The 21,041-nt window shown below is 60.1% G+C and carries 23 protein-coding genes; 11 read left to right on the forward strand and 12 right to left on the reverse strand.

From position 1 onward, the window contains the following. Nucleotides 1–31: 31 nt before the first annotated feature. Nucleotides 32–589 (reverse strand): peptidylprolyl isomerase, encoded by a 558-nt coding sequence (locus tag AB6B39_RS07635; protein WP_371398755.1) that lies wholly within the window; start codon nt 587–589, stop codon nt 32–34. A gap of 128 nt (nt 590–717) precedes the next feature. Between AB6B39_RS07635 and AB6B39_RS07640 the strand changes: the two genes are divergently transcribed. Then, on the forward strand, nt 718–1,149 hold the full coding sequence (locus AB6B39_RS07640; RefSeq protein ID WP_284369783.1) for a DUF1489 family protein: 432 nt from the start codon (nt 718–720) through the stop codon (nt 1,147–1,149). Nucleotides 1,150–1,152: 3 nt separating this feature from the next. On the opposite strand, the gene AB6B39_RS07645 is transcribed toward AB6B39_RS07640, so the two are convergent. From AB6B39_RS07645 to AB6B39_RS07660, 4 genes are all read right to left on the reverse strand, one after another. Next, a complete protein-coding gene (locus tag AB6B39_RS07645; protein WP_284369188.1) occupies nt 1,153–3,885 on the reverse strand; it encodes a TonB-dependent receptor plug domain-containing protein in 2,733 nt (910 codons plus the stop codon). A 197-nt stretch (nt 3,886–4,082) separates the two neighbouring features. Then, nucleotides 4,083–4,754 carry a glutathione S-transferase family protein gene (locus AB6B39_RS07650; RefSeq protein WP_284369187.1) on the reverse strand — a complete coding sequence of 224 codons (672 nt, stop codon included), beginning with the start codon at nt 4,752–4,754 and terminating at the stop codon, nt 4,083–4,085. 27 nt (nt 4,755–4,781) lie between these two features. Then, nucleotides 4,782–5,645 carry a pantoate--beta-alanine ligase gene (panC, locus tag AB6B39_RS07655; protein ID WP_284369781.1) on the reverse strand — a complete coding sequence of 288 codons (864 nt, stop codon included), beginning with the start codon at nt 5,643–5,645 and terminating at the stop codon, nt 4,782–4,784. Between the two features lie 42 nt (nt 5,646–5,687). Then, nucleotides 5,688–6,824, reverse strand: coding sequence for a D-alanyl-D-alanine carboxypeptidase family protein (locus tag AB6B39_RS07660; RefSeq protein ID WP_284369186.1), 1,137 nt, complete (start codon nt 6,822–6,824; stop codon nt 5,688–5,690). A gap of 203 nt (nt 6,825–7,027) precedes the next feature. Between AB6B39_RS07660 and clpS the strand changes: the two genes are divergently transcribed. The 3 genes from clpS (at nt 7,028) to clpA (ending at nt 10,025) form a co-directional block, all read left to right on the forward strand. Next, a complete protein-coding gene (gene clpS, locus AB6B39_RS07665) occupies nt 7,028–7,375 on the forward strand; it encodes an ATP-dependent Clp protease adapter ClpS (RefSeq protein ID WP_348520136.1) in 348 nt (115 codons plus the stop codon). 1 nt (nt 7,376) lies between these two features. Beyond that, nucleotides 7,377–7,574, forward strand: coding sequence for a tautomerase family protein (locus AB6B39_RS07670; RefSeq protein ID WP_284369184.1), 198 nt, complete (start codon nt 7,377–7,379; stop codon nt 7,572–7,574). Nucleotides 7,575–7,715: 141 nt separating this feature from the next. Beyond that, on the forward strand, nt 7,716–10,025 hold the full coding sequence (gene clpA, locus AB6B39_RS07675; RefSeq protein ID WP_284369183.1) for an ATP-dependent Clp protease ATP-binding subunit ClpA: 2,310 nt from the start codon (nt 7,716–7,718) through the stop codon (nt 10,023–10,025). 36 nt (nt 10,026–10,061) lie between these two features. Here the strand turns inward: clpA and AB6B39_RS07680 are convergent, their stop codons facing one another. Genes AB6B39_RS07680 through AB6B39_RS07690 form a run of 3 tightly spaced genes read right to left on the reverse strand, consistent with a single transcriptional unit; the run spans nt 10,062 to nt 11,333 of the window. Continuing rightward, entirely contained in the window at nt 10,062–10,472 is a 411-nt protein-coding gene (locus AB6B39_RS07680) for an META domain-containing protein (RefSeq protein WP_284369182.1), read from the reverse strand. Beyond that, a complete protein-coding gene (locus AB6B39_RS07685; protein ID WP_284369181.1) occupies nt 10,472–10,909 on the reverse strand; it encodes a TIGR02301 family protein in 438 nt (145 codons plus the stop codon). Before AB6B39_RS07685 ends, AB6B39_RS07680 begins: the two co-directional genes overlap by 1 nt. A 4-nt stretch (nt 10,910–10,913) precedes the next feature. Further along, on the reverse strand, nt 10,914–11,333 hold the full coding sequence (locus AB6B39_RS07690; protein ID WP_284369180.1) for an NUDIX hydrolase: 420 nt from the start codon (nt 11,331–11,333) through the stop codon (nt 10,914–10,916). A 64-nt stretch (nt 11,334–11,397) separates the two neighbouring features. Between AB6B39_RS07690 and AB6B39_RS07695 the strand changes: the two genes are divergently transcribed. Further along, on the forward strand, nt 11,398–12,078 hold the full coding sequence (locus AB6B39_RS07695) for an SOS response-associated peptidase (RefSeq protein WP_284369179.1): 681 nt from the start codon (nt 11,398–11,400) through the stop codon (nt 12,076–12,078). A gap of 37 nt (nt 12,079–12,115) precedes the next feature. On the opposite strand, the gene AB6B39_RS07700 is transcribed toward AB6B39_RS07695, so the two are convergent. From AB6B39_RS07700 to AB6B39_RS07710, 3 genes are all read right to left on the reverse strand, one after another. Continuing rightward, nucleotides 12,116–13,204, reverse strand: coding sequence for a YihY/virulence factor BrkB family protein (locus AB6B39_RS07700; protein ID WP_284369178.1), 1,089 nt, complete (start codon nt 13,202–13,204; stop codon nt 12,116–12,118). A 33-nt stretch (nt 13,205–13,237) separates the two neighbouring features. Then, complete coding sequence (gene yaaA, locus AB6B39_RS07705; RefSeq protein ID WP_284369177.1) at nt 13,238–14,023, reverse strand: peroxide stress protein YaaA; 786 nt, start codon at nt 14,021–14,023, stop codon at nt 13,238–13,240. A 1,124-nt stretch (nt 14,024–15,147) separates the two neighbouring features. Continuing rightward, nucleotides 15,148–16,671, reverse strand: coding sequence for a replicative DNA helicase (locus AB6B39_RS07710; RefSeq protein WP_284369176.1), 1,524 nt, complete (start codon nt 16,669–16,671; stop codon nt 15,148–15,150). A 143-nt stretch (nt 16,672–16,814) separates the two neighbouring features. Between AB6B39_RS07710 and ruvC the strand changes: the two genes are divergently transcribed. Continuing rightward, nucleotides 16,815–17,294: a crossover junction endodeoxyribonuclease RuvC gene (ruvC, locus tag AB6B39_RS07715; protein WP_284369175.1), complete on the forward strand. Its 480-nt coding sequence runs from the start codon at nt 16,815–16,817 to the stop codon at nt 17,292–17,294. Between the two features lie 10 nt (nt 17,295–17,304). Here ruvC and AB6B39_RS07720 read toward each other — a convergent pair whose 3' ends face one another. Continuing rightward, nucleotides 17,305–17,541 carry a hypothetical protein gene (locus AB6B39_RS07720; RefSeq protein ID WP_284369174.1) on the reverse strand — a complete coding sequence of 79 codons (237 nt, stop codon included), beginning with the start codon at nt 17,539–17,541 and terminating at the stop codon, nt 17,305–17,307. Nucleotides 17,542–17,845: 304 nt separating this feature from the next. On the opposite strand from AB6B39_RS07720, the gene ruvA reads away from it, so the two are divergent. From ruvA to AB6B39_RS07745, 5 genes are read left to right on the forward strand one after another with little or no spacing between them, the layout of a single operon-like run. Beyond that, nucleotides 17,846–18,496: a Holliday junction branch migration protein RuvA gene (gene ruvA / locus AB6B39_RS07725; protein WP_284369173.1), complete on the forward strand. Its 651-nt coding sequence runs from the start codon at nt 17,846–17,848 to the stop codon at nt 18,494–18,496. Then, complete coding sequence (gene ruvB / locus AB6B39_RS07730) at nt 18,497–19,555, forward strand: Holliday junction branch migration DNA helicase RuvB (RefSeq protein ID WP_348520126.1); 1,059 nt, start codon at nt 18,497–18,499, stop codon at nt 19,553–19,555. Next, nucleotides 19,545–20,042, forward strand: a complete 498-nt coding sequence (locus AB6B39_RS07735; RefSeq protein WP_284369171.1) for a YbgC/FadM family acyl-CoA thioesterase — start codon at nt 19,545–19,547, stop codon at nt 20,040–20,042. Before ruvB ends, AB6B39_RS07735 begins: the two co-directional genes overlap by 11 nt. Beyond that, entirely contained in the window at nt 20,035–20,706 is a 672-nt protein-coding gene (locus AB6B39_RS07740; protein WP_284369170.1) for a hypothetical protein, read from the forward strand. The genes AB6B39_RS07735 and AB6B39_RS07740 overlap by 8 nt, the downstream gene beginning before the upstream one ends. Beyond that, on the forward strand, nt 20,703–21,038 hold the full coding sequence (locus tag AB6B39_RS07745; protein WP_284369169.1) for a DUF3088 family protein: 336 nt from the start codon (nt 20,703–20,705) through the stop codon (nt 21,036–21,038). Before AB6B39_RS07740 ends, AB6B39_RS07745 begins: the two co-directional genes overlap by 4 nt. Nucleotides 21,039–21,041 lie beyond the last annotated feature (3 nt).

Raw genomic sequence — 21,041 nt, forward strand, 5'->3', positions numbered from 1 at the left:
CGCGGCGCTTAACGAAGCGGTACGGCCTTGTCTAATTATCGACGCGGTAAGCGCGCGTAATGATGACGGGGTCTGTCAGATACTGATTGTCGGTGACCGGCACAGGACTTTCGCCTTTTGCCTCTCTGGCCTGAATAGCCTCGACCACATTCATTCCGCGCACGACCTTGCCGAATGTCGCGTAGCCGGCACCGTCGGGGTTCCGCTCTCCGCCTGTGTCGAGGAAGCTGTTATCGCCGATATTGATAAAGAAATAGGCCGCGCTGCCCGTGCCGGGTTCGTCGCGTGCGATACTGATCACGCCGCGCGTGTTAGACAGACCGGTGTCGGTCGTCAGTTCATGCGCGATTGGCGGGGTGACGGGTTCCTGCGACAGCAGCCCGCCCTGTATCAGGCTCATACCCATGTCGCGCGGATCATTATCCGCTCTCACGGCGCGGTAGAAACCTTGATCGTCATACAGGCCTTGATCGACATGCAGAAGAAAGTCCGCCGCCGAGACCGGAGCCACGTCCTGATGGACTTCAATTTCAATCTCGCCGAGCGTCGTTTCCATGACGACATTTGGGCGAAGGTCGGTCTCGCTCATGGTTGCACAAGCGGATAAAAGCAGAAGGGCAGGCAAGGTCAGATATTTCATGATGTGACCTTACGCCCTGTGAACGCTCAGCGCCACTCCCTTGCAGTTCATTCCGTCGCGGCTATGTCTCGGGCGTGATGCATTTGCAGAAACTCTCCGTCGGGTCGGTCTCGATCCAGTCGCTCAAGGACTGGCAGGACACGGTTGTCGGACGGCGCCTGAAGGCGGGGCTGTCACCGCATCATGAGCATGTCACCCGCATGTTCCCGAAACAGAAAGACGCGCTGGAAGCGGGTGGATCGATCTACTGGGTCATCAAGGGCATGATCCTTTGCCGCAACCCGATTGCCGGTCTGGAAGAAGTCACGCGCCGTGACGGCGTCAAAGCCTGCGCAATCCTGATGCAGCCAGAGCTGATCCCGGTCGTGCCGACGCCGCGCCGGGCGTTTCAGGGATGGCGTTATCTGAAACCCGAAGACGCCCCGGCCGATCTTGACGACACGTTGGGCGAGGGCGACGAACTGCCGCCCAAGCTGATGCGAAAACTGGTCGAGCTCGGCGCCTGGTAACGCTTAGAATCGAACCCGGAGCTTGGTGTAATACTGTCCGCCATCGAAACCCGATGGTGAGAAGTCCGGATATTGCTGACCGAAGAAATCGGTGGCGAATCCTTGTGATTCATCCGGATAATTGTCGAGCAGATTATTAGCTCCGACAATGAGCGTGATCGCATCGGACAGACGATAGCCGATTTCCGCGTCGATCAGCAGCTCGTCGGACTGATCCGGAACGCCCCAGACCGTATTGTCCCACTGCCCGAAATAGTTGGCGCGCAGCAAGGTCCGCCAGCGCCCTTGTGCATGGGTCCAACTGGCAAATCCCTTCCAGTTCGGCAGCAGATCCTCCACCGCGGAGACACGTCCGGCATCGATCGGATTGACGGCACCGACATTGGTGACATCGGTTTCGTTATAGTTCGCTGCCAATGTCAAAGCGGATGACCCGTTCAGAAAACCGAACGCATAATTCCCGACGACATCGATGCCTCGTGTCCGCGTATCGAAACTGTTCGTGAAGAAGCGGATTTCGGCGACATTATCGAACCCGTTGAAGTCAGCCCGGTTCAGCACGCCAGCAGCGGCGAGCTGATCCAGTGTCTGACCTGTCGTGGCGCCGGGCGTCAGGGTGACATTGGCGCGCCCTGCGGCAAAGGTCAGAACATCGCCAAAGTCGATGCCCGCAGACTGGGCGATCCTGTCATCGACATCGATCTGGTAGGCGTCGACCGTCCATTCAGTCGGGCCGACCCGGAAAGCAGCGCCCAGCGTAAACGTGTTCGCGTCTTCGGTCGTTAGTTGCGGGCGCTGTCCGTCGCGCGCCTCGATGAAATCCGATGCCAGCATGGCGGCCGGTGAGGCGAAGGGCAGGCGGGCGCGGTCCAGCAGGGCCGCGTTTTCGATCTCCGTCGTCACCCGTCGCGCATTGGCTTGCCCGGCGGTCGGCGCATGGAAGCCGGTCGTGTGAGTGGCTCGCAGCGTCATGTGATCGCTGAAGCGGTAGAGTCCTGCAATCTTATAGTCGAGCGTGTCGCCGAAGGCCGAATAGTCTTCATAACGAAGCGCCCCCTGCAAGGTCAGCGCCTCTGTGATGTCCGTCTCCAGCTCGACATAGGCGGCGGATGCGCTTTGCGACGCGGAAATGGAGCGGTCGAAGCCGAGAAAACCGTTTGCGCCGACACCAAAGCCCTGACCCGCCAGAGGACCGGCGGCGTAAGAGGCGCGATCACCTTCGAACTGATCGAACGTTTCCTCGCGGTACTCTGCGCCGAAGGCCAGTGAGATGTCAGAGGCCAGACCCGATGGGATCAGATAGGCGAAGTCAGCATTCAGGATGGTTTCAGTCTGTTTCTGAGTTCCGGGCCTGAAACGCCGTGGCGAGTCAGGACCAAGGCTAGGATTGAGCGTATTGTTGATGAAGAAAGCCGTCTGGTTTGAACCGTGTGTGATCGAAAAGTCATAGGCCAGACCGCCTCCGAACATCCACAATCCCTCAATGCCCGCCGTGATGGACAGGTCCTCGTTCGTTCCACCGAAACGTGGCGTAAAACCGCCGGGCCGGGTTTCGATGACCGAGAAGCAGTTGGCGTCGGATCTGACGGCGGCCAGAATGGTCGGATCGGGAAGTGTGCCGCCCGCAGCGGTCAGCGGAATGCCGGACGGGCAAGCCCCGCCGACACCCAGACCATCGAGATCGCCGACGAGGACGGACCCGACGGCATCGGCTGCACTGCTGGCTTGCCCTGTCGTCGGGTCGACGGACGGGCCTTCATAAATACCGGATGCGTTGAACCCTGTCGGGCCGCGATAGAAGAAGCCGTTAGACACGGTCCGCTCGGCATAATTGCCGAACAGATAGACGCGGGTGAGGTCGCTGAGGTCGAGACCGGAATTGACGAACAGTTTGAAGTCGTCGTCGATCTGTGAGCGGCCCCAATATTGAGCTACATCGTCGGAGAACCCGCCTGTAATCGTCGTAAAATCAGTCGCCGGGGCATAGCCGGCGGCTGATAGCTGGCCCGTGTCGAAATGCGGAATAGACCGGCTGGTCGGATCGACTTCGCCATATTCTGCGGAGATATTGACGAAGCCCTGATTGCCGAGGGGCAGTCCGAGATTGCCGGACAGCCGATATTCATCGCCGTCACCCGCATAGGTCGACCCATATTTGGCTTCGATCAGTCCGCCGTGCGGCGCGTCCTTCAGTACGAAATTGATGACACCCGCGATCGCGTCCGAGCCATATTGCGACGATGCGCCGTCACGCAGCACTTCGACCTGCTTCAGCGCGATGGACGGGATGGCCGAGATATCGACGCCTTGCGCGCCGTCGGACACGCCGCCGCCGAAGAAGGTGATGATGGAGCCGCGGTGGCGGCGCTTCCCATTGATCAGAACCAGCGTCTGGTCGGGCGACAGTCCGCGCAGATTGGCAGGTCGGACAATCGTGGCATCATCGGAAATAGGCTGTGACGATACGTTGAAGGACGGCACAGCCGTGCGCAGCAGGTCCTGCACATCGTCAAAGCCGTTCCGATCAAACTCCGCGCCTGTTATGACATCGATCGGGGCGGGCGTGTTGGATGCAGACCGTGCGATCCGTCGCGTTCCGATGGTTACGATTTCATCGTCAGATACGCCTCTATCCTCAGCGCTCTGCGAATAGGCGGGGGTCGCATGGATCAAGCCTGAGAGGATCAGTGTGGACGCAGCGAAGCTGAGTCCGCCTTTGCGGGACAATTGGGTCATGAGTGTCTCTATCATGGAAGATCGCGACCGGGCGGTATTCGAGCGGCCATGTTTAAGGGGTAGCAAACGGCGCGCCGACTAATCCAGTGATGGGCTCGCGTCGAGAGGGTATCGCAACTAGTTTTGAACGGATCGTCTATAATCCGATTATGGTCGTTTCGTGACAGGAATTGCCGCGATCCGGAAAACGGACCCGATCAGCTCGGAACGCCTTGAAACTTGCCGTCCTTGGCAAGAGCCGCCTGCCAGGCCGGTCGCGCTTCCATCCGTTCCACATAAGCCTGCGTATGCGGATAATCGTCCGAGAGCTGTCCGCGCATCGACGCCATCTGCACCGTATATCCCAGAGCGATGTCGGCTGCAGTGAAGCGTTCCCCGGCAATGAAAGGATGTTGCGAGAGTTGCTCTTCCATCATGCCCATGACGGTGCTCAGGCGCGGGCCGTAAAAGGCGCTGTCCAGTGTCGCCATGACCTTGCGGATGATGCCGCGAACGAGTCGGGGCGATCGTTCCACAGCGATGGAATTGACGAAACGACCCGTTTGTAACGACTGATAACTGCCTTGGGCCGCATGGAACCAGAACAGATAAGGCACTCTGTCAGCATCGTCCGTTTTCGGCCGCAAATCCTGATTCGGGGCCTTATCGAGAATATAATCGATGATCGCATTGCTTTCCGCCAGAACGACCGTGCCGTCCGTGATGACCGGAGCAGTCCCGAGGGGCGACAAGGCCTTATAATCATCCGGGGCCAGCATGGTCTCTGGATCACGGTCGTACATCTTAAAGCCATAGGCTCCGCCCAGTTCTTCGAGCAGCCAGAGTATCCGGATCGATTGCGAGTTTTCGAGATGGTGCAGTGTAATCATGTCTGTCTCTTGTGGTTGGGGCGGCGATCAGTCTGCGGGGCGCTTGACCGGAAAATTGTCGATCAGCCTGACGCCGTGGCAATGGGTAGCGGCCAGCAATCTGAGTGCGTGACTGGGCTTGGCCTCGTCGACAGGTGCCAGGGACTGGGCATCAGCCAGGCTGACATAGTCGACCGCATCGAAGCCTGCATCCAGCAGTCTGGACCGGGCGTTTTTCAGGGACGTATCGACAGTTTGACCGGTTTCGATCGCCGCCACACTGTCCTGCAGGACGACATTGAACTGCCGGGCCAATGTCAGGCCGGCCTCATCGAAATAGCGATTGCGAGAGGACAAAGCGAGGCCGTGCGCGTCGCGCGCAATTGGCCCGCCGATGATTTCGACCGGCATATCCAGGTCGCGAACCATGCGGCGGATGACGCAGAGTTGTTGATAGTCCTTTTCCCCGAAGACGGCGAAATCCGGCGCCGCACGGTTGATGAGCTTATTCACAACCAGCGCGACACCGTGAAAAAAGGTCGGTCGATGATCGGTTTCCAGCCCGTCCCCGACGCCGCCGACGATGACCTGCGTCGTGTGATCCGCCGCATAGATGCTGCCCGGCTCCGGCAGATAGACAAGATCGACGCCTTCTTCTGCCAGCATAGCCAGGTCATCAGCCGTATCGCGCGGGTAGGCCTCGAAATCCTCTCCGGGGGCGAACTGGGCCGGATTGACGAAAATGGACACGATGACGCGGTCCGCTGCCCGCTTGGCGATCCGGACCAGCGAGAGATGACCATCATGCAGCGCACCCATGGTCGGGACCAGCGCCGTTCGCTTCCGACTGTCTGCAAAGGCCGTCATGCGCGCGCGCAAGGCGGATGATGTTCTGACGACAGGGGGCTGCATCAAGGCGGGCTCCGGGCAGGACTTCGAGAAAGACGCCGTCCCTTAGCCCGGATTGGTCGTGGATAAAACCAGACATCGGCGTGGCTCGATACCCAATAATCGCGGATGGTCGGCGCAGAGGCTGCGCGCCGTCCAGTTGTCGAGCCCTTCGACCCGCACGCTATAGTGAACGCGGTCCGCGCCTTGGCGGCTGCGCTGAGCGACCTGACCGCGATTGGCTGCCCGGACCAGACGGTCGGACAGGATTTCGGCCTCGGCTGGACTGTCGAACCCGTTGATCTGCAGCGCCCAGTTGGTGGCAACAGGCGTTCTTGCCGCGCTCGCCTGAACGAACTGAGGCGAGCGTTCCGGGGTCGGCGCTGGAGCTTTTCCGGCCAGTTCGATCTGGTCCATGACTGCGAAGCCGCGATCGATCAAATCGGACATATGTGTGTTTCTCGCCCCGCTTGACGCACCGCCAAGGACCACCGCGATCAAACGGCGGTCGTCGCGCACTGCGCTGATGACGAGATTATAGCCGGATGCGCGCGTGTAGCCGGTCTTGAATCCATCGACATCATCACGCCGTGTCAGAAGACGGTTCGTGTTGCGCGCGCCGCGAAAGCTTTCCTGCCCGAAATAATGATAATAATACGGAAACTCCCTCATGGTCGCGTGGGCGAGCTTGGCCATGTCGCGCGCAGTTGTGATCTGCTCCGGATGGGGAAGGCCATTGGCGTTCCTGAAGATGGTCTGGCGCATACCGAGCGACCGGGCCTTCGCCGTCATCACGTCCGCAAAGCGTGTCTCATCGCCGGACAGTGTTTCTGCCAGGACAACGGCGGCATCATTCGCACTTCGCACGGCAACGGCTTGGATCAGCGTGTCGATGCTGACGGCCTGACCCGGTTTCAGACCCATCGAAACGGGGGGTGTCCGGGCGGCAACGGCCGAGACGGTCACGGTCTGACCCATTGACAGCGTCCCGCGGTCCAGTGCTTCGAAAACCAGATAGAGCGTCATGATCTTTGTCAGGCTGGCGGGATGTCGCAACGCATCGATCTGCCGGGCATGCAGAACATCGAGGCTTTCAGCGTCGACAATGATCGACGCATAGCGCCCATCGGTGTTGGCGTGGGACGGCATGAGCAACACGGCCCACAGGCCTATTGCAATTGCGATACGGTGAACCCAGATCATCGTCAGCTGTTAGAATGCAGACCATTGAAATGGGGTTAATGGGTCTTAACCATGGCCCGGAAATATCTGTCCTCCGGGCGTCGCGTGGGCCGCTTACCCACAAGTCGGAAAACTGCCCAATGGGTTTTCAAAGGCGCAGCGGAACTTTATCAGGGACAATGATGCGAACCGACTCTGACCTTATCACACTCGCTGCTCCCGACATGTCCGGTCCTGACAAGGGTGCCGGCGAACCGCCGAAAAACCCGGATGATGGTCTGGAGCGGGGCGTTGCGACCAAGACGCGCGAAAAGACGAAAAAGCCCTCTCTGTACCGCGTTCTACTGATGAATGACGACTATACGCCAATGGAGTTTGTCGTCTCGATCCTGATGGGCATCTTCAAAAGAACCCAGGAAGAGGCGACGCAGATCATGCTCAACGTCCATCAGACCGGCATCGGCACGTGCGGCGTCTATACGTTCGAAGTCGCGGAAACGAAGGTGGCGCAGGTCATGGACGCCGCCAAACGCAACCAGCATCCGCTCCAATGCACGCTGGAAAAAGCCTGACATGCCCTATGTGAACATACAGATCACCGAAGGGGCGAGCCGGGAGCAGAAGGCCGCGCTTATCAAGGATGTCACGGATAGTCTTGTCGCGAACCTCGGCAAGAAACCGGAACATATTCACGTCGTCATACAGAATGTCGCGCTGGAAGACTGGGGTTATGCCGGTCTTCCAACCGATGTGTGGATGAAGAAGGCGTGATCCGGGCAATTCAGCCGCCCTTCATCTGCACCGATTTAGCCGTGTGCGAACAATCACGATCTCGTGCGATACCGCCCTGTCATGTCGCATTGCAAAGCGCCGACAGACTTCCCAAGTCAGATAGTCGAAAGGAAGCATAATATGGCATCATTTTCTCCAGTCTTGGAAGAAACCATCCATCGCGCCCTGACGCTCGCCAGTGATCGTAAACACGAACTGGCGACGCTTGAGCACCTGCTGCTCGCGCTGCTGGATGACAAGGACGCTGCCGCCGTGATTACGGCGTGTGGGGTCGATATTGAACCTCTGCGTCAGGATGTGACGCGCTATCTCGACGATGATCTGGCATCGCTGATTGTTGAAGATTTCGAGGAAGCCCGGCCGACGGCCGGTTTCCACCGCGTGATCCAGCGCGCCGTCATCCACGTGCAAAGCTCGGGCCGCGAAGAAGTGACGGGCGCTAATGCGCTGGTCGCACTGTTCGCCGAACGCGAAAGTCATGCCGTCTACTTCCTGCAGGAGCGGGACATGACGCGCTATGACGCCGTCAACTATATCAGCCACGGCATCGCCAAGAATGGCCAGTCTGCACCAAAACCGCCAACGGGTGCCGGTGAGGATAGTGAAGAGGCTCAGGGTAAGGACCCGCTCGCCGAATATACGGTCAATCTCAATCAGAAGGCCAAGGAGGGGGACATTGATCCGCTGATCGGTCGGGCTGATGAGGTCGAACGTTGCATCATGGTGCTATCGCGCCGTCGCAAGAACAACCCGCTGCTGGTGGGTGATCCGGGCGTCGGCAAGACGGCGATCGCCGAAGGCATCGCCCGGCGTATCGTCAACGATAATGTGCCGGATGTGCTGGCCGACGCGACCATTTACTCGCTCGATATGGGCGCACTGCTTGCCGGGACCCGCTATCGCGGCGACTTCGAAGAGCGGCTGAAGGCTGTCGTTACGAAGCTGCAGGACACGCCGGGTGCGATCCTGTTCATCGATGAAATCCACACCATCATCGGTGCGGGTGCCACCTCTGGCGGGGCGATGGACGCGTCGAACCTGCTCAAGCCTGCGCTGCAAAGCGGAAAGCTGCGTTGCATGGGCTCGACGACCTATAAGGAATATCGTCAGCATTTCGAGAAGGACCGGGCCCTGTCCCGCCGCTTCCTGAAGATCGACGTGTCGGAGCCGACTCCCGAAGATGCCGTGCTGATCCTGCAAGGTTTGAAGAGCTATTTCGAGGAGTTTCACAAGGTCGAATATACACCAGAAGCGATCGACGCTGCTGTGCAGCTCTCCGTTCGTCACATCACGGACCGCAAGCTGCCCGATAAGGCGATCGACATCATTGATGAGGCCGGCGCGCGTACCAAGCTTGTGCCCGAAGATGAACGCAAGTCGGTGATCGGTACCAAGGAAGTGGAAGCGGTTGTTTCCAAAATCGCCCGTATTCCGCCGAAAAGCATTTCGCGCGACGACGAGAAGGCGCTGGCTTCGCTGGAGATGGATCTCAAGCGCATGGTCTTCGGCCAGGATTCCGCGATCGAGCAGACGGCAGCTGCCGTGAAACTCGCGCGGGCCGGGCTGCGCGAACCGAACAAGCCGATCGGCTCCTACCTGTTCGCCGGACCGACCGGTGTGGGTAAAACCGAAGTCGCGCGTCAGCTCGCCATGACCCAAGGTCTGGAACTCCTGCGTTTCGACATGTCGGAATATATGGAACGCCACACCGTTTCTAGGTTGATCGGTGCGCCTCCGGGCTATGTCGGCTATGATCAGGGCGGCCTTCTTACGGACGCTGTGAACCAGAACCCGCATTGCGTGCTGCTGCTCGACGAGATCGAGAAGGCCCATCCGGATATCTACAACATTCTGTTGCAGGTGATGGATAATGGCTTCCTGACGGACAGCAATGGTCGCAAGGTCGATTTCCGCAACGTCATCATTATCATGACGACCAATGCGGGCGCGGCGGACGCAGCCAAAGCCGAGATTGGGTTTGGTCGAGGCATGAAGAGCGATGAGCAGGAAGCCGCAATCAAGCGCCGCTTTACTCCGGAGTTCCGCAATCGCCTCGATGCCGTCGTGATGTTTGCGGCCCTGTCCAAAGAGCATATTGCGCGCGTCGTGGACAAGTTCATCATCCAGCTGGAAGCGCAACTCGCTGACCGCAAGATCGAGTTCGAAGTGTCCAAGGGCGCAAATGAATGGATCGCCGAGAAAGGCTATGACAAGCGCTACGGCGCGCGTCCTCTGGGCCGCACGATCCAGGAATATGTCAAGAAGCCGCTGGCGGACGAGATCCTGTTCGGCAAGCTCAAATATGGGGGTCTGGTGAAGGTGGGTCTCGATCGGAAGAAAGAAAATTTGACTTTCAAATTCGTTCCGGCGCCGAAACCGAAAGCGCCCAAGGACGGCACGTCGGAGCAGAGCCCGAAAGAGGATGCATAGATTTGCAGAAGCCGCCCTTCGGGGCGGCTTTTCATATCAGTCCCAGTCGCGCCGTCTGAGCGTGACAAGCGGCTGATCATCTTCGCCGTACAGTGTCAGCTCTTTCCAGGTCGCCTCGGCGGCGCGCACATCGGCGAGCAGGGACAGAAATTCCTGCTCTGCACTCATCAGCGGCTCGGGGCAGGCCATTTTCGTACTCGCAAGCGGGCCGAACGTCACAAGTCGGCCTGACTGTTCGAATGTACCAAAGAAGTTGTTGCAACCCCCGGAACCCAGCACTTCTCCGCCGCTCTTAAAGGCGACGAACTGGTCTTCGGGGCCGTCAATAGGGCCCCATTCCGTTCCAGCCAGTGTGCTGAGGGGGCGCAACGTCGTCTCGCTCAGCATTTTCTGACATGCTGCCAGCGCGGCGACGGCCAGAACGGACCCCAGAATACGTACCAGCATCAATCCAACTCCCGAAAGGGGTCGCCCAGCATATTGGCGACTGATCGTCCATTCTCTGCCAAAGCGGCCACATCCGTGCTGACCGTCGCATCGCAACGTTCATGGCGTTCCTGCGCCTGGTAGAAACCTGCATTGAAGGCCTGCGTCAGATCCCGCTGACGCGACGTGTCGTCCGGCGCTTCGACGTCCAGCAGCCCTTCCATATATTCGCGCCAGTGCTGATCCCCTAGACCGAAGCAGAGCGTTCGCAGGTAATGCATCTGCCCGAGGTTCTTGGCCATGATCTCGACAAGGTCCGTCATCTGAACGGTATCCGCCTCAATCCGGCGTTCCGCTTCCTCGCGCGCTTTGAGCGCCGCTTCGCGGGCCGCATCGTCGATCTGCGCCGAGGCAGAGCAAGGCACGAGCAGAAGCGATATGAGAAGGAAAACTCTCATAATGTCAGGCTAGCCTCCCTTTTCCCCCGGCGCGAGGGTGGATTGCAGCAAAGGCCATCCGGATGACCTGTTCGGTCTTGGCCCACATGTGCAGGTCTGAAATCTCCGATACGGGGACAAATTGCGCCTCCATGGCATCGTCGGCTGCAACCGGCGTGCCGGACTGCCAGTGCGCGACATAGTCATGCAGCCGGTAGCAGACCCCCTCAAAGTCTGCATCGATGGTGGCAATTTTCTGTCCGAGTTCTGCGACGATGCCGGTTTCCTCCATCAGCTCGCGCAGGGCCGCAGCTTGCTCCGTCTCGCCCGGCTCGATCCGCCCGCCCGGAATGGACCAGTCGCCTTTTCGTGGGGGTTTGCCACGCCGGATCAGCAGCACATGATCGCGTTGGAAGCAGATCACGCCAACACAGTCGGTGCGCACGGGATCAGCCTTATGCGGGTTTGCGGTCATTGCATCGCTTCTGCCCTGTGCTAGCCGCGCTGTCATGTGCGGACGTTATGTCATCGATGAAGATCGCGACGCGATTGCGGAAGCGTTCAATGCGGAGGTGAGCGATCCGGCCTTGTGGGAGTGGGACCCGCGCTACAATATCGCGCCGACGAGCATTGTGCCGGTCGTCGCATTCGATGGCCGCAAGCAGCGCAAGCTGGTGCCGATGCGCTGGGGCCTGCATCCGCATTGGAGCCGGGATAGTCCGGAGGCGACGCCATATGGACCGCTGTTCAATGCGCGCGTCGAGACCGCGGCGTCCAAACCGTCTTTCCGGACGTCCTGGAAACGTCGGCGCGCGCTGATCCCGGCAACTCACTGGTATGAATGGACGGGCGGGCAGGGCGGCAAGATCCCCTGGTGCATCAAGCCCGAAGCCGGCGGTCTGTTCGCTTTTGCGGGTCTGTGGGATCACTGGCGCGCCGGCGAGGGAATTACATTGCTGTCCTGCGCGATCCTGACGACCGATGCTGATGGGCCTGTATCCCAACTTCATCACCGCGAACCTATCCGCTTGCCGGAAGCGGACTGGCAGGCATGGCTCGATCCGGATAGCTGTCCGGCGGACGTTTTGGACAGGTCCCGATCCACGGACGATCTCATCTTCTGGGACGTGAGTCGCGCCGTGAACAGTAGCCGCGCCAGCGGAGCCGAGCTGATTGCGCCGTCCATATAGACCGTGAGCTTTCTGAATCGGAGCTCTCGGGCATGAATCAGGGATCTTCGGGCTCGCGCCTTGGCGGGTCGATCGCCGGGATCGGCAGATCGGGCGCGCTCGGATCGATGGGGCCATCCTGAACCCGAAGCGGACGGGCCTCCGGAAACCGGTCGGGAAACAGACGCCGCATGCCAAGCGATAGAAAATCGGCCATGCGCGCCCGACGCCGTCCGACCGGGCGTTCGGGTCCACGCGTCGTATCGGCGATTGTCTGGCGTTCCATCTCCGCGTTCAGTTCCCCGCCGATAATGATCATCATCGCCGTCAGCCAAAACCAGAGCAACAACACGATTACGGCGCTGATCCCGCCATAGGTCGTCTCATACTGACCGAAATTGCGGACGAAAAAGGCAAAGGCCCAGCTTAGTATCAGCCAGCTGATCGTGGTGAACAGCACACCGGGTACGACCCAGCGTTTGCGCGCCGGGCGTCGCGAGGGACCGAAACGGTAGACGATGCCCGAGCCGAGCATGAAGGTCGTCAGGAGCAATATCCACGGCAAATATCCGGACAGGAGGTTGGCCGTTTCGTCCATATTGAAAAAGGACAGCAGCGCCGGAATGCCGACAATGACGAACAGGGACATATAGACAAAGGCGAACATCCCCAGCGTCATGAGAAAGGCCGTGGCATAAAAAACCAGCAGGCTGCGCTTCTCATTTTCCCCATAGGCCAGGTTCATGGCCCGCAACAGCGCGCGTATTCCTGCGCCCGCCACATAGAAGGCGAATATCAGCGAAAACAGAATGCGCAGCGACAGATCATTGTCAGGCGCGCTGACGACGGCGGCAATCTGATCGGAAATGATCACCCAGGCACTTTCGGGCATGAGGGGACGCAGGAAATTGGCCAGACCCTGAATGTCGGACAAATCGGCAAAATAGCCATAGATGGACAGCGAGGCGGAGATCAGAGGAAAGACGGACAGAAGCGCGAAAAAGGCGACGCCTGCCGCGACGACAGGCACATTGTCCTTGTTTATCTGAACAAAGACGCGGGCGACGATCTGCCCATATTCGACCGGGCGAAACCCGAACGGGGTCGACACATCCCGTTGTATGAAGTCGAGAGAAGCGATTTTCATGATGTGGCGCGACTCTCGACCTGCACGGTTGGACTATTTCTTCTTTGGCGGCTGAGGCCGTTCGAAAACAAGCTCTGTTTCGCTGGACCGCTCTTCGGACAGCTTATAGCCGCCGGCGTCGAAACGCGACAGCTCACTGGACTGATCGATCCTGTTCTCGATGACCCAGCGCGCAAACAGGCCGCGTCCAAACTTAGTGTAGTACTGAACCGGTCGAGTCTTGCCGTCCTTTTCCTCCAGCAGTTTGACGGTGATGACAGGCCGGTCGAGCGTGTCCTGACTGACCGCCTTGAAATATTCGTTGGACGCCAGGTTCAGCACGGTCTGATCATCATGACCGGCCAGATCGGCCCGGATCATATCCGCGATCTGGCCGCCCCAGAAATCATAGAGATTGGCGCCGCCCTCATTCTTCAACCGCGTCCCCATTTCCAGACGATAGGGCTGGATCTCGTCCATCGGACGTAGCAGTCCGTAGAGACCTGAGAGGATACGCAGATGGTCCTGCGCATAGGCCAGATCGTCGTTGGAGAGGGTCTTGGCGTCCAGACCCCAATAGACGTCGCCGTCAAATGCCAGCCCAGCGGGCTTCATTCCATCCGTTTCGCCGTCCAGATCGAACCGGTCGAACCGATCCACATTCAGCTGTGCCAGATTGTCGGACAGGTGCATTAGACGTTTCAGATCGGCCCGCGACTGTGTCTTGGCCGTCTTCGCCAGGCTTTTTGTCGCGTCAAGCAGGCGCGGCTGCGTCACGCTTAGCGGCCCGTCATACGCGTCCATATTCAGTTTTTTAGCAGGGGATAGCAGAGTGATCATCGATCAATCCTCATAACAGCGAGCCGGGTCCGAACCATTTCGAACGGCGACTTGTCCGCGTGGGTATGGCCATCAGGTCGCAAGGTGAACGCAGAGAGTCAAGCGCGCCGCCCGTTTCCCTCACCTGTCCTCGGCAATGAATGCCGGGGACGGTGGCTTTGACGGTTTGCAGGCAACCGCCATCCTGCGGCTGAGAGCGGGTCATCAGCATCACGCTTGACGTGATCCCTGCATGTCAAAGGTGAAACGAGGCGCGGGCTTTGCCCCGTGACCGGAGCAAAAGAGAAGTACCGTTTCGTCGCAAGGCCAAGCCCGCGCGCGGTGTTCGGTTCGTTTCGCCTGCCGCGCCTGCGACCCATCGCCTGCGGGTTCCGCGGCCTAACCCCCGATGCCGGATCATGGCAGCGGCGGATGCTTGGCTCACGCGCGGTCCGCGAAGGACCAGCCTCAGGGGCGGCAGAGACAAGGAAGGGTGTCAGCGGCAGCATAAACCGCCGACACATCCGCTATCGGCCCGGTCGCTCCGCCATCACCTGACGGACCTTTCCGGCTTTCACCGGTCGCGGGCATGTCCGTCCGCAACCAGAGCCGAAGCCCTCACACCGATCCGCCACACCGAGGGTTATGCCCCACCCCGTGTCCGTGACGGACAAGGGTAAAAGAGCATGGAAAAGGGGTTTCGGGGATCAGGTTTGTGGGATTGGTGGTAGGTGATTGAAGCAACAGTCATCTTGAAAGCCACAAGCGGGGACTGAATACGCCACCTGACCCGCTCAGGCCGGCTCGACCGGCCTGCCCATCTCCTGCTGTCGCGTCTGGCGGAGAGGGTTGGGTGATGGGCTCGCCGTCGGAGCGATTAAGATCAGTCCGGGGGACTGATCGGCGCGGAGGGTCGGCCTGAGTGGAATGAAGGACAAGAAGGTGTCCTAAGCGCTATAAGCCGGGATCAATCCTTCGTTTTCCCCTGCATCACCGGACTTGATCCGGTGATGCATCTCCCGGTCGTGCTGAGACGGCTGCGACGGCCCCACGACAAGTCCGGGTGAGGAGAGGGTTCTGGCCGGATCGGCGCTTGCAGGTTGGCGTCAGTCAAGCCGCCATCATCACGCGACCGGACCGTGCGGTCAGTATTCGGTGTAGCCGCCGCCTTCATCGCTGGCGAGATTGCCGAATTTGGTAAGTTCGGGCTGGAAGCTCAGCATGACGGAGCCGATCGGCCCGTGGCGTTGTTTCTGGATCAGCACTTCGGCCTTGCCGACGGCATTGTCCATTTTGGCCTGCCATTTCATCACGGCCTCGGGATCGTCTTCATCCGGCTGTTCGCGCGCGAGATAATATTCGTCGCGATAGATGAACATGACCACGTCGGCATCCTGTTCGATGGAACCGGATTCGCGCAGGTCCGAGAGTTGCGGGCGTTTGTCGTCACGTTGCTCGACCTGCCGCGAGAGCTGGGCGAGCGCTAGAACCGGGACGTTGAGCTCCTTGGCCAGCGCCTTCAGACCCTGCGTGATCATGGTGACTTCCTGCACCCGGTTGGTCGAACTGTTCATCATCGCCCCACCGGTCAACAGCTGCAGATAGTCGACCACGATCAGGTCGAGGCCCTGCATGCGCTTCAACCGTCTGGCCCGCGCCGCCATGGCGCCGATGGAGAGGCCGCCCGTATCGTCGATATGCAGTGGGATGCGGCTGATCTCGTCGGCGGCGTCGCGCAGATGCTCATACTGATCCGGACTGATGTCACCGCGCCGAATGCGGTGCGAGGGGACCTGACTGTGCTCGGCCAGCAGACGTGTGGCGAGCTGTTCGCTGCTCATCTCCAGCGAGTAGACCCCGACCACACCGCCATTGACGGTTTTCTCGACGCCATTTTCATCGACTTCCGTCTTGTGCGCCTTGGCGACATGAAAGGCGATATTCAGCGCCAGGGACGATTTCCCCATGGACGGGCGACCCGCCAGAATGACCAGGTCGGATTTATGCATGCCGCCCAGCTGCGCATCGAGATCGTCCAGACCCGTCGCAATGCCGGAGAGCTGCCCTTTGCGCTGGAACGCCGCCGTGGCCATTTCAATCGAATCGATCAGCGCATCCTCGAAGGAGACGAATCCCGTCTGGGTCCCACCGATCTCGGCGAGATTGTAGAGCTGCATTTCGGCTTGCTGGATCTGTTTGGACGCATCGTCGTCCGAATTCTGATCCTTGGCCATTTCCTTCATCGTGTCGCCAAGGCGGATCAGCTCGCGCCGCATCGCCATGTCGAAGATCAGCTTGGCATATTCCGGGGCGGTCGAACCGGGTGGGGCCTGTTCCAGCAGCAGTGCGAGATATTCGACTCCGCCAATGTCGGACAGAGCGTCATCCTTGGCGAAACGGTTCTTCAGCACGATCGCATCGGCCAGCTTGCCATGTTCGATCAGGCTGGCCATCGCGCGGTACATGTTGACGTGGACCGGATTGTAGAAGTGCTTCGCTTCGACGATCGAACTGACCCGGTGATAGATTTCATTATCGTAGAGGAGCGCGCCGAGCAGGGCCTGTTCGGCTTCCATACTATGTGGCGTGGTGTCGAGTTCCAGGTCGCGGTCGTCCATTATACCTTCCGGTGCGGAATCATAGTCTGGCGTGTCGAAATCCATGGGCATGGCGCTGCTGTGTCACGAGTTGCCCGATCTTGACCTTAGAACATATGGCGAACGAAAGCCTATACATGTCCACAGCTTATGAGTAGTGGGGAAATCGGGGAGAACGGGCCTGTGCCGGGCTTATGTCAGATTGAAAGCCGCTAATGACCACGACGCGCCGCATTATCGGATTTGACCCGTCGCTGGTCGCGTGCGGCTGGGGTGTGATCGATGTGGTGGGCAACAAGACGCGTCATGTGGCGCATGGTGTGATCCGCCCGCCGCGCAAGGAGCCGCTCGCAAGCCGGCTCTCCTTCCTGTTCGTCGCCTGCCAAGCCGCCATCGACGAGTTCAGGCCGAGCGAAGCCGGGGTCGAAGAGGCCTTTATGAAGGATAATGCGATGAGCGCGCTGAAGCTTGGACAGGCGCGGGCGGCCTGCATTCTCGCGGCAACGCAGTCCGGACTGATCGTCGGCGAATATGCGGCGCGGCTGGTCAAGAAATCGGTCGTCGGGACGGGCGCGGCGGATAAGGCGCAGGTCGCCCATATGATGAACCTGCTATTGCCCGGAGCCAATGTGAGCGCGGGAGATGCGGCCGACGCACTGGCCATTGCCATCACGCATGCCAATCACGCGGGCTAGGTTTTCCGCGCTATTTTCGGATCGGCTGATGTGGGATCGGCGCGGGCGGTTCCGGATAGGTGCAGCAGACAGTCGGCTGCGCCGGGACTTCGACATAGACAGGTTTTTCGACCTCGACGATCTTGTCCACATGGACGATCTTTTCGACTTCCACGATCTTCTCGACCGGCTTTTCGACGGTCACGGTCTTGACCCGGTCGACATAGACGACGGGGGGCGGCGCGCAGCAGACCGTGCTTTGCGGCATGCTGTAGCGCGAGGCGGCTGTCGGGTAGGCAGGGGCTTGGCAGGCCTGCGGCGCGCAGGCGTGATCAAACCCGTAGCGCGGCGAGGGCGTCTGCGCGCAGGCCGACAGCAGGCCAGCGCCAAGCAGGGCCAGAGACAGGCTGTGTGTCAGGAATGATGAGCGTACGTTTTCGATGGCGAAACTCCTTGCCGACCCTTAGTCGAAACAGGGTTAATCCTTTGCTAAAAACGCCGCTCGGGCGGGGCCGCCGGGCTGGTGGAGGCGACGAATCGCTCCATAAGGGTGGCGGTGCAGGAGGCTCCGCATGATCGGCATGATTTCCGGAACCTGTCTGATGGCAGGACAGACAGCGAGTGGGGGCGAAGCCATCATCGATTGCGGCGGTGTCGGCTATCTGCTGCGCTGTGGGGTCCGGGCGCTGCGCGACATGCGCGAAGGCGCGCCCGTGCGCCTGCATGTTGAAACCCATGTGCGCGAGCAATCCATCACCCTGTTCGGTTTCACCACCGAAGAAGAACGCGCCTGGTTCGAGCGGCTGCAGGCCGTGCAAGGCGTGGGACCCAAGGCGGCGCTCGCCATTCTAGATATTCTCACGCCCGGCGATGTGATGAGCGCGGCCGCGCTGGAAGACAAGGCGGCCTTTGCACGTGCATCAGGGGTCGGGCCGAAGCTCGCAGCGCGGATCGCAACAGAACTCTCCGGCAAGCCGCCGCCCGTCGGTCGCGGCTTTACCAGCGCCTTTACAGCGCCGACTGCCGATGTGGTGGACGGGGCGACCCGCAATGAAGGCCTGTCGGATATGCGCCTGCGCAATGATGCGGTTAGTGCGCTGTCCAATCTCGGGATCGGACAGAGCGACGCGCTTCGCGCCGTCGCCGCCGCTTACAGCCAGTTCGACAGCGATCCGGCGCTCGACGATCTGGTCCGTGCGGCCCTCAAGGCCGTAGGCAGCTAGGTGGAGGCGTCGCGTTTGACTTCCTCCGACACGCAGCCCGGCGATGTGCGCGACCGCGCGCTGCGTCCGCTGAGCTTTGCCGACTTCCGCGGACAGCAGGCCGCCATCGCCAATCTGAAAGTCTATGTCGAAGCGGCCCGCCGTCGCCGCGAACCGCTCGATCATCTGCTGCTTTCGGGCCCACCCGGGCTTGGCAAGACGACGCTGTCACAGATCGTTGCGCGCGAATTGGGGGTGAATTTCCGCGCCACATCTGGCCCGATCATCAGCAAGGCCGGCGACCTGGCCGCGCTGCTGACCAATCTCGAGCCGAACGACGTGCTCTTCATCGACGAAATCCATCGGCTGAACCCGGTTGTCGAGGAGGTGCTCTATCCGGCGATGGAAGATTACGAGCTCGATCTGATCATCGGCGAAGGTCCGGCGGCGCGGTCGATCAAGATCGATCTGGCGCCCTTCACCCTGATCGGCGCGACAACTCGGGCCGGGTTGCTCGCAACGCCGCTGCGCGACCGGTTCGGCATTCCTGTGCGGCTGGAATTCTATTCCAAGGCCGATCTGACTGACATCGTTTCGCGGGCAGCCGGAAAGCTCGGTTTGGACATGACGCCGGACGGAGCCGCAGAAATTGCCGGGCGTGCCCGCGGAACCCCGCGTGTGGCTGGCCGATTGCTGCGCCGTGTTCGCGATCTGACGGAGCATGACGGACTGCTGGTCGTGGACGCCGTAGGGGCGGACGCGGCCCTGACCCGGCTCGGTGTCGATCATCTGGGACTCGACACGCAGGATAAGCGCTATCTGCAGGCCTTGTGCGAGATGTTCGGCGGTGGACCCGTTGGGGTCGAAACGCTGGGCGCGGCTCTGGCCGAAGCGCGCGATGCACTGGAAGATGTGGTCGAGCCCTATCTGATCCAGCAGGGCTTTCTGATGCGAACGCCGCGTGGCCGTGTCGCGACACCACGCGCCTATGCCCATATCGGACTGCCTGCGCCCGCTACGGTTCCGACCGGCGATCTGTTCGACAGCGATGCGGATCCGGGAGGCGTCGATGCGGACTGAAGACGCCGCCATTCCGGAGCGTGATCGCCCGCCGCTGGGCTATTTCGACGGGCGCGAACATCATTTCCCGATCCGCGTTTTCTATGAAGACACCGACTTCTCCGGAGTCGTCTATTACGCCAACTATCTGCGCTTTCTGGAGCGCGCCCGCAGCAGCTATTTCCGGCTGGCTGGGATCGGTCATGCGGAATTGCTGGAACGCGATCCGCCGCTCGCTTTCGTCATTCGCAAGATCAATCTGGATTATCGCAGCAGCGCCAGGATCGATGATGTGCTGTCTGTCGTGACGACCTATGACACGTTCAAGGGCGCGCGCCTGTTCGTGACGCAGCGCATCGAACGCGACGGCCAGATCATTCTGACAGCGGATAGCGAAGCGGCCTGCATCGATCTGAGCGGACGCCCCCGGCGGGCCCCCGCTTTCATGATGGACGCTCTCAAACCCTACCTCTCGGACACATCATCAGGCGCAAAAACGGATGGATAGCATGTATTTGATCGGATCAATCGCGGCCATTGACTGGCAACCCTTTTTGCTGGCGGCTGTGGCCATACTCAGTCTCGTCAACGGGTTCTCGGTGCTGCAGAACAATCTCTCCGATCGCCCGGATTTGAAGATCGCACCAGTTCAGGATGATAACTGGGTCTGGTGGTCGGAACTGAAAGACCCCGCCGGCAACCCGGAGATCAGACGGTATATTCTGGTGGGCAATCTCGCGCGATCCAATATCGGACGACGCCCGACATCCGTCGTCTCAACCGAACTCTGCATCCGCATGCGCAATCTGAAACCTGCACGGTCACCGCTTTTCGACGTGCCGCCGCCCGTCATCCCGGTTTCCAATGCCGGTACGGCGACTTTGCCCGTTCTGCGTGACCGCAAGGACGGGCTGGGTGGGCAGCCTCTATTGCAGCCCGGTGAAATGGTGTCCGGCATTCATTGTTTCCTGTTCGGCATGTATGGCGGCGAACTCTGGCGTCCGAAAATCGAAGACGGCATCATCCACGGCGTCATCGAAATGATCGGCACATTCGGGCGTAGCTACAAAAGCAAGGTCGACTTCCACTTCATGCCGTTTGAACAGCTCGAAACGCTGTTTCCCGACTTGCAACCCTTCATCATTCAAAGCCTGGACTATGAAGAAACATGAGCCGCGATCAGCTATTCTTGTTGCCGCCGGGGTTTGCTGATCGCGGTGAGCGTCAATATTGCCCCGAATGTGCTGAACTCTGGGGTCTGCTCGCCTACTATCCTGCTATAAAGGCCACGTTGGACGTCAACTATGAGGGCGTTGCGCATCCGCGTAAACAACTGGTCGCACGGCTTGGTGAGGGAAACTGGAATTGCCCGACCTTGGTGCTGGCCGCTGAAAGTCCTGAGGGTCCCGGCGTGAAGCGGGTTGATGAGGCGCGCTATATCGACAATGCGCGGGATATGGGGCGGTACTGGGCGGCGCTCTACGGTACGGCGGTCCCGCGCTAGTCG

This window comes from Algimonas porphyrae (genome assembly GCF_041429795.1).
GTDB lineage: Bacteria > Pseudomonadota > Alphaproteobacteria > Caulobacterales > Maricaulaceae > Litorimonas > Litorimonas porphyrae.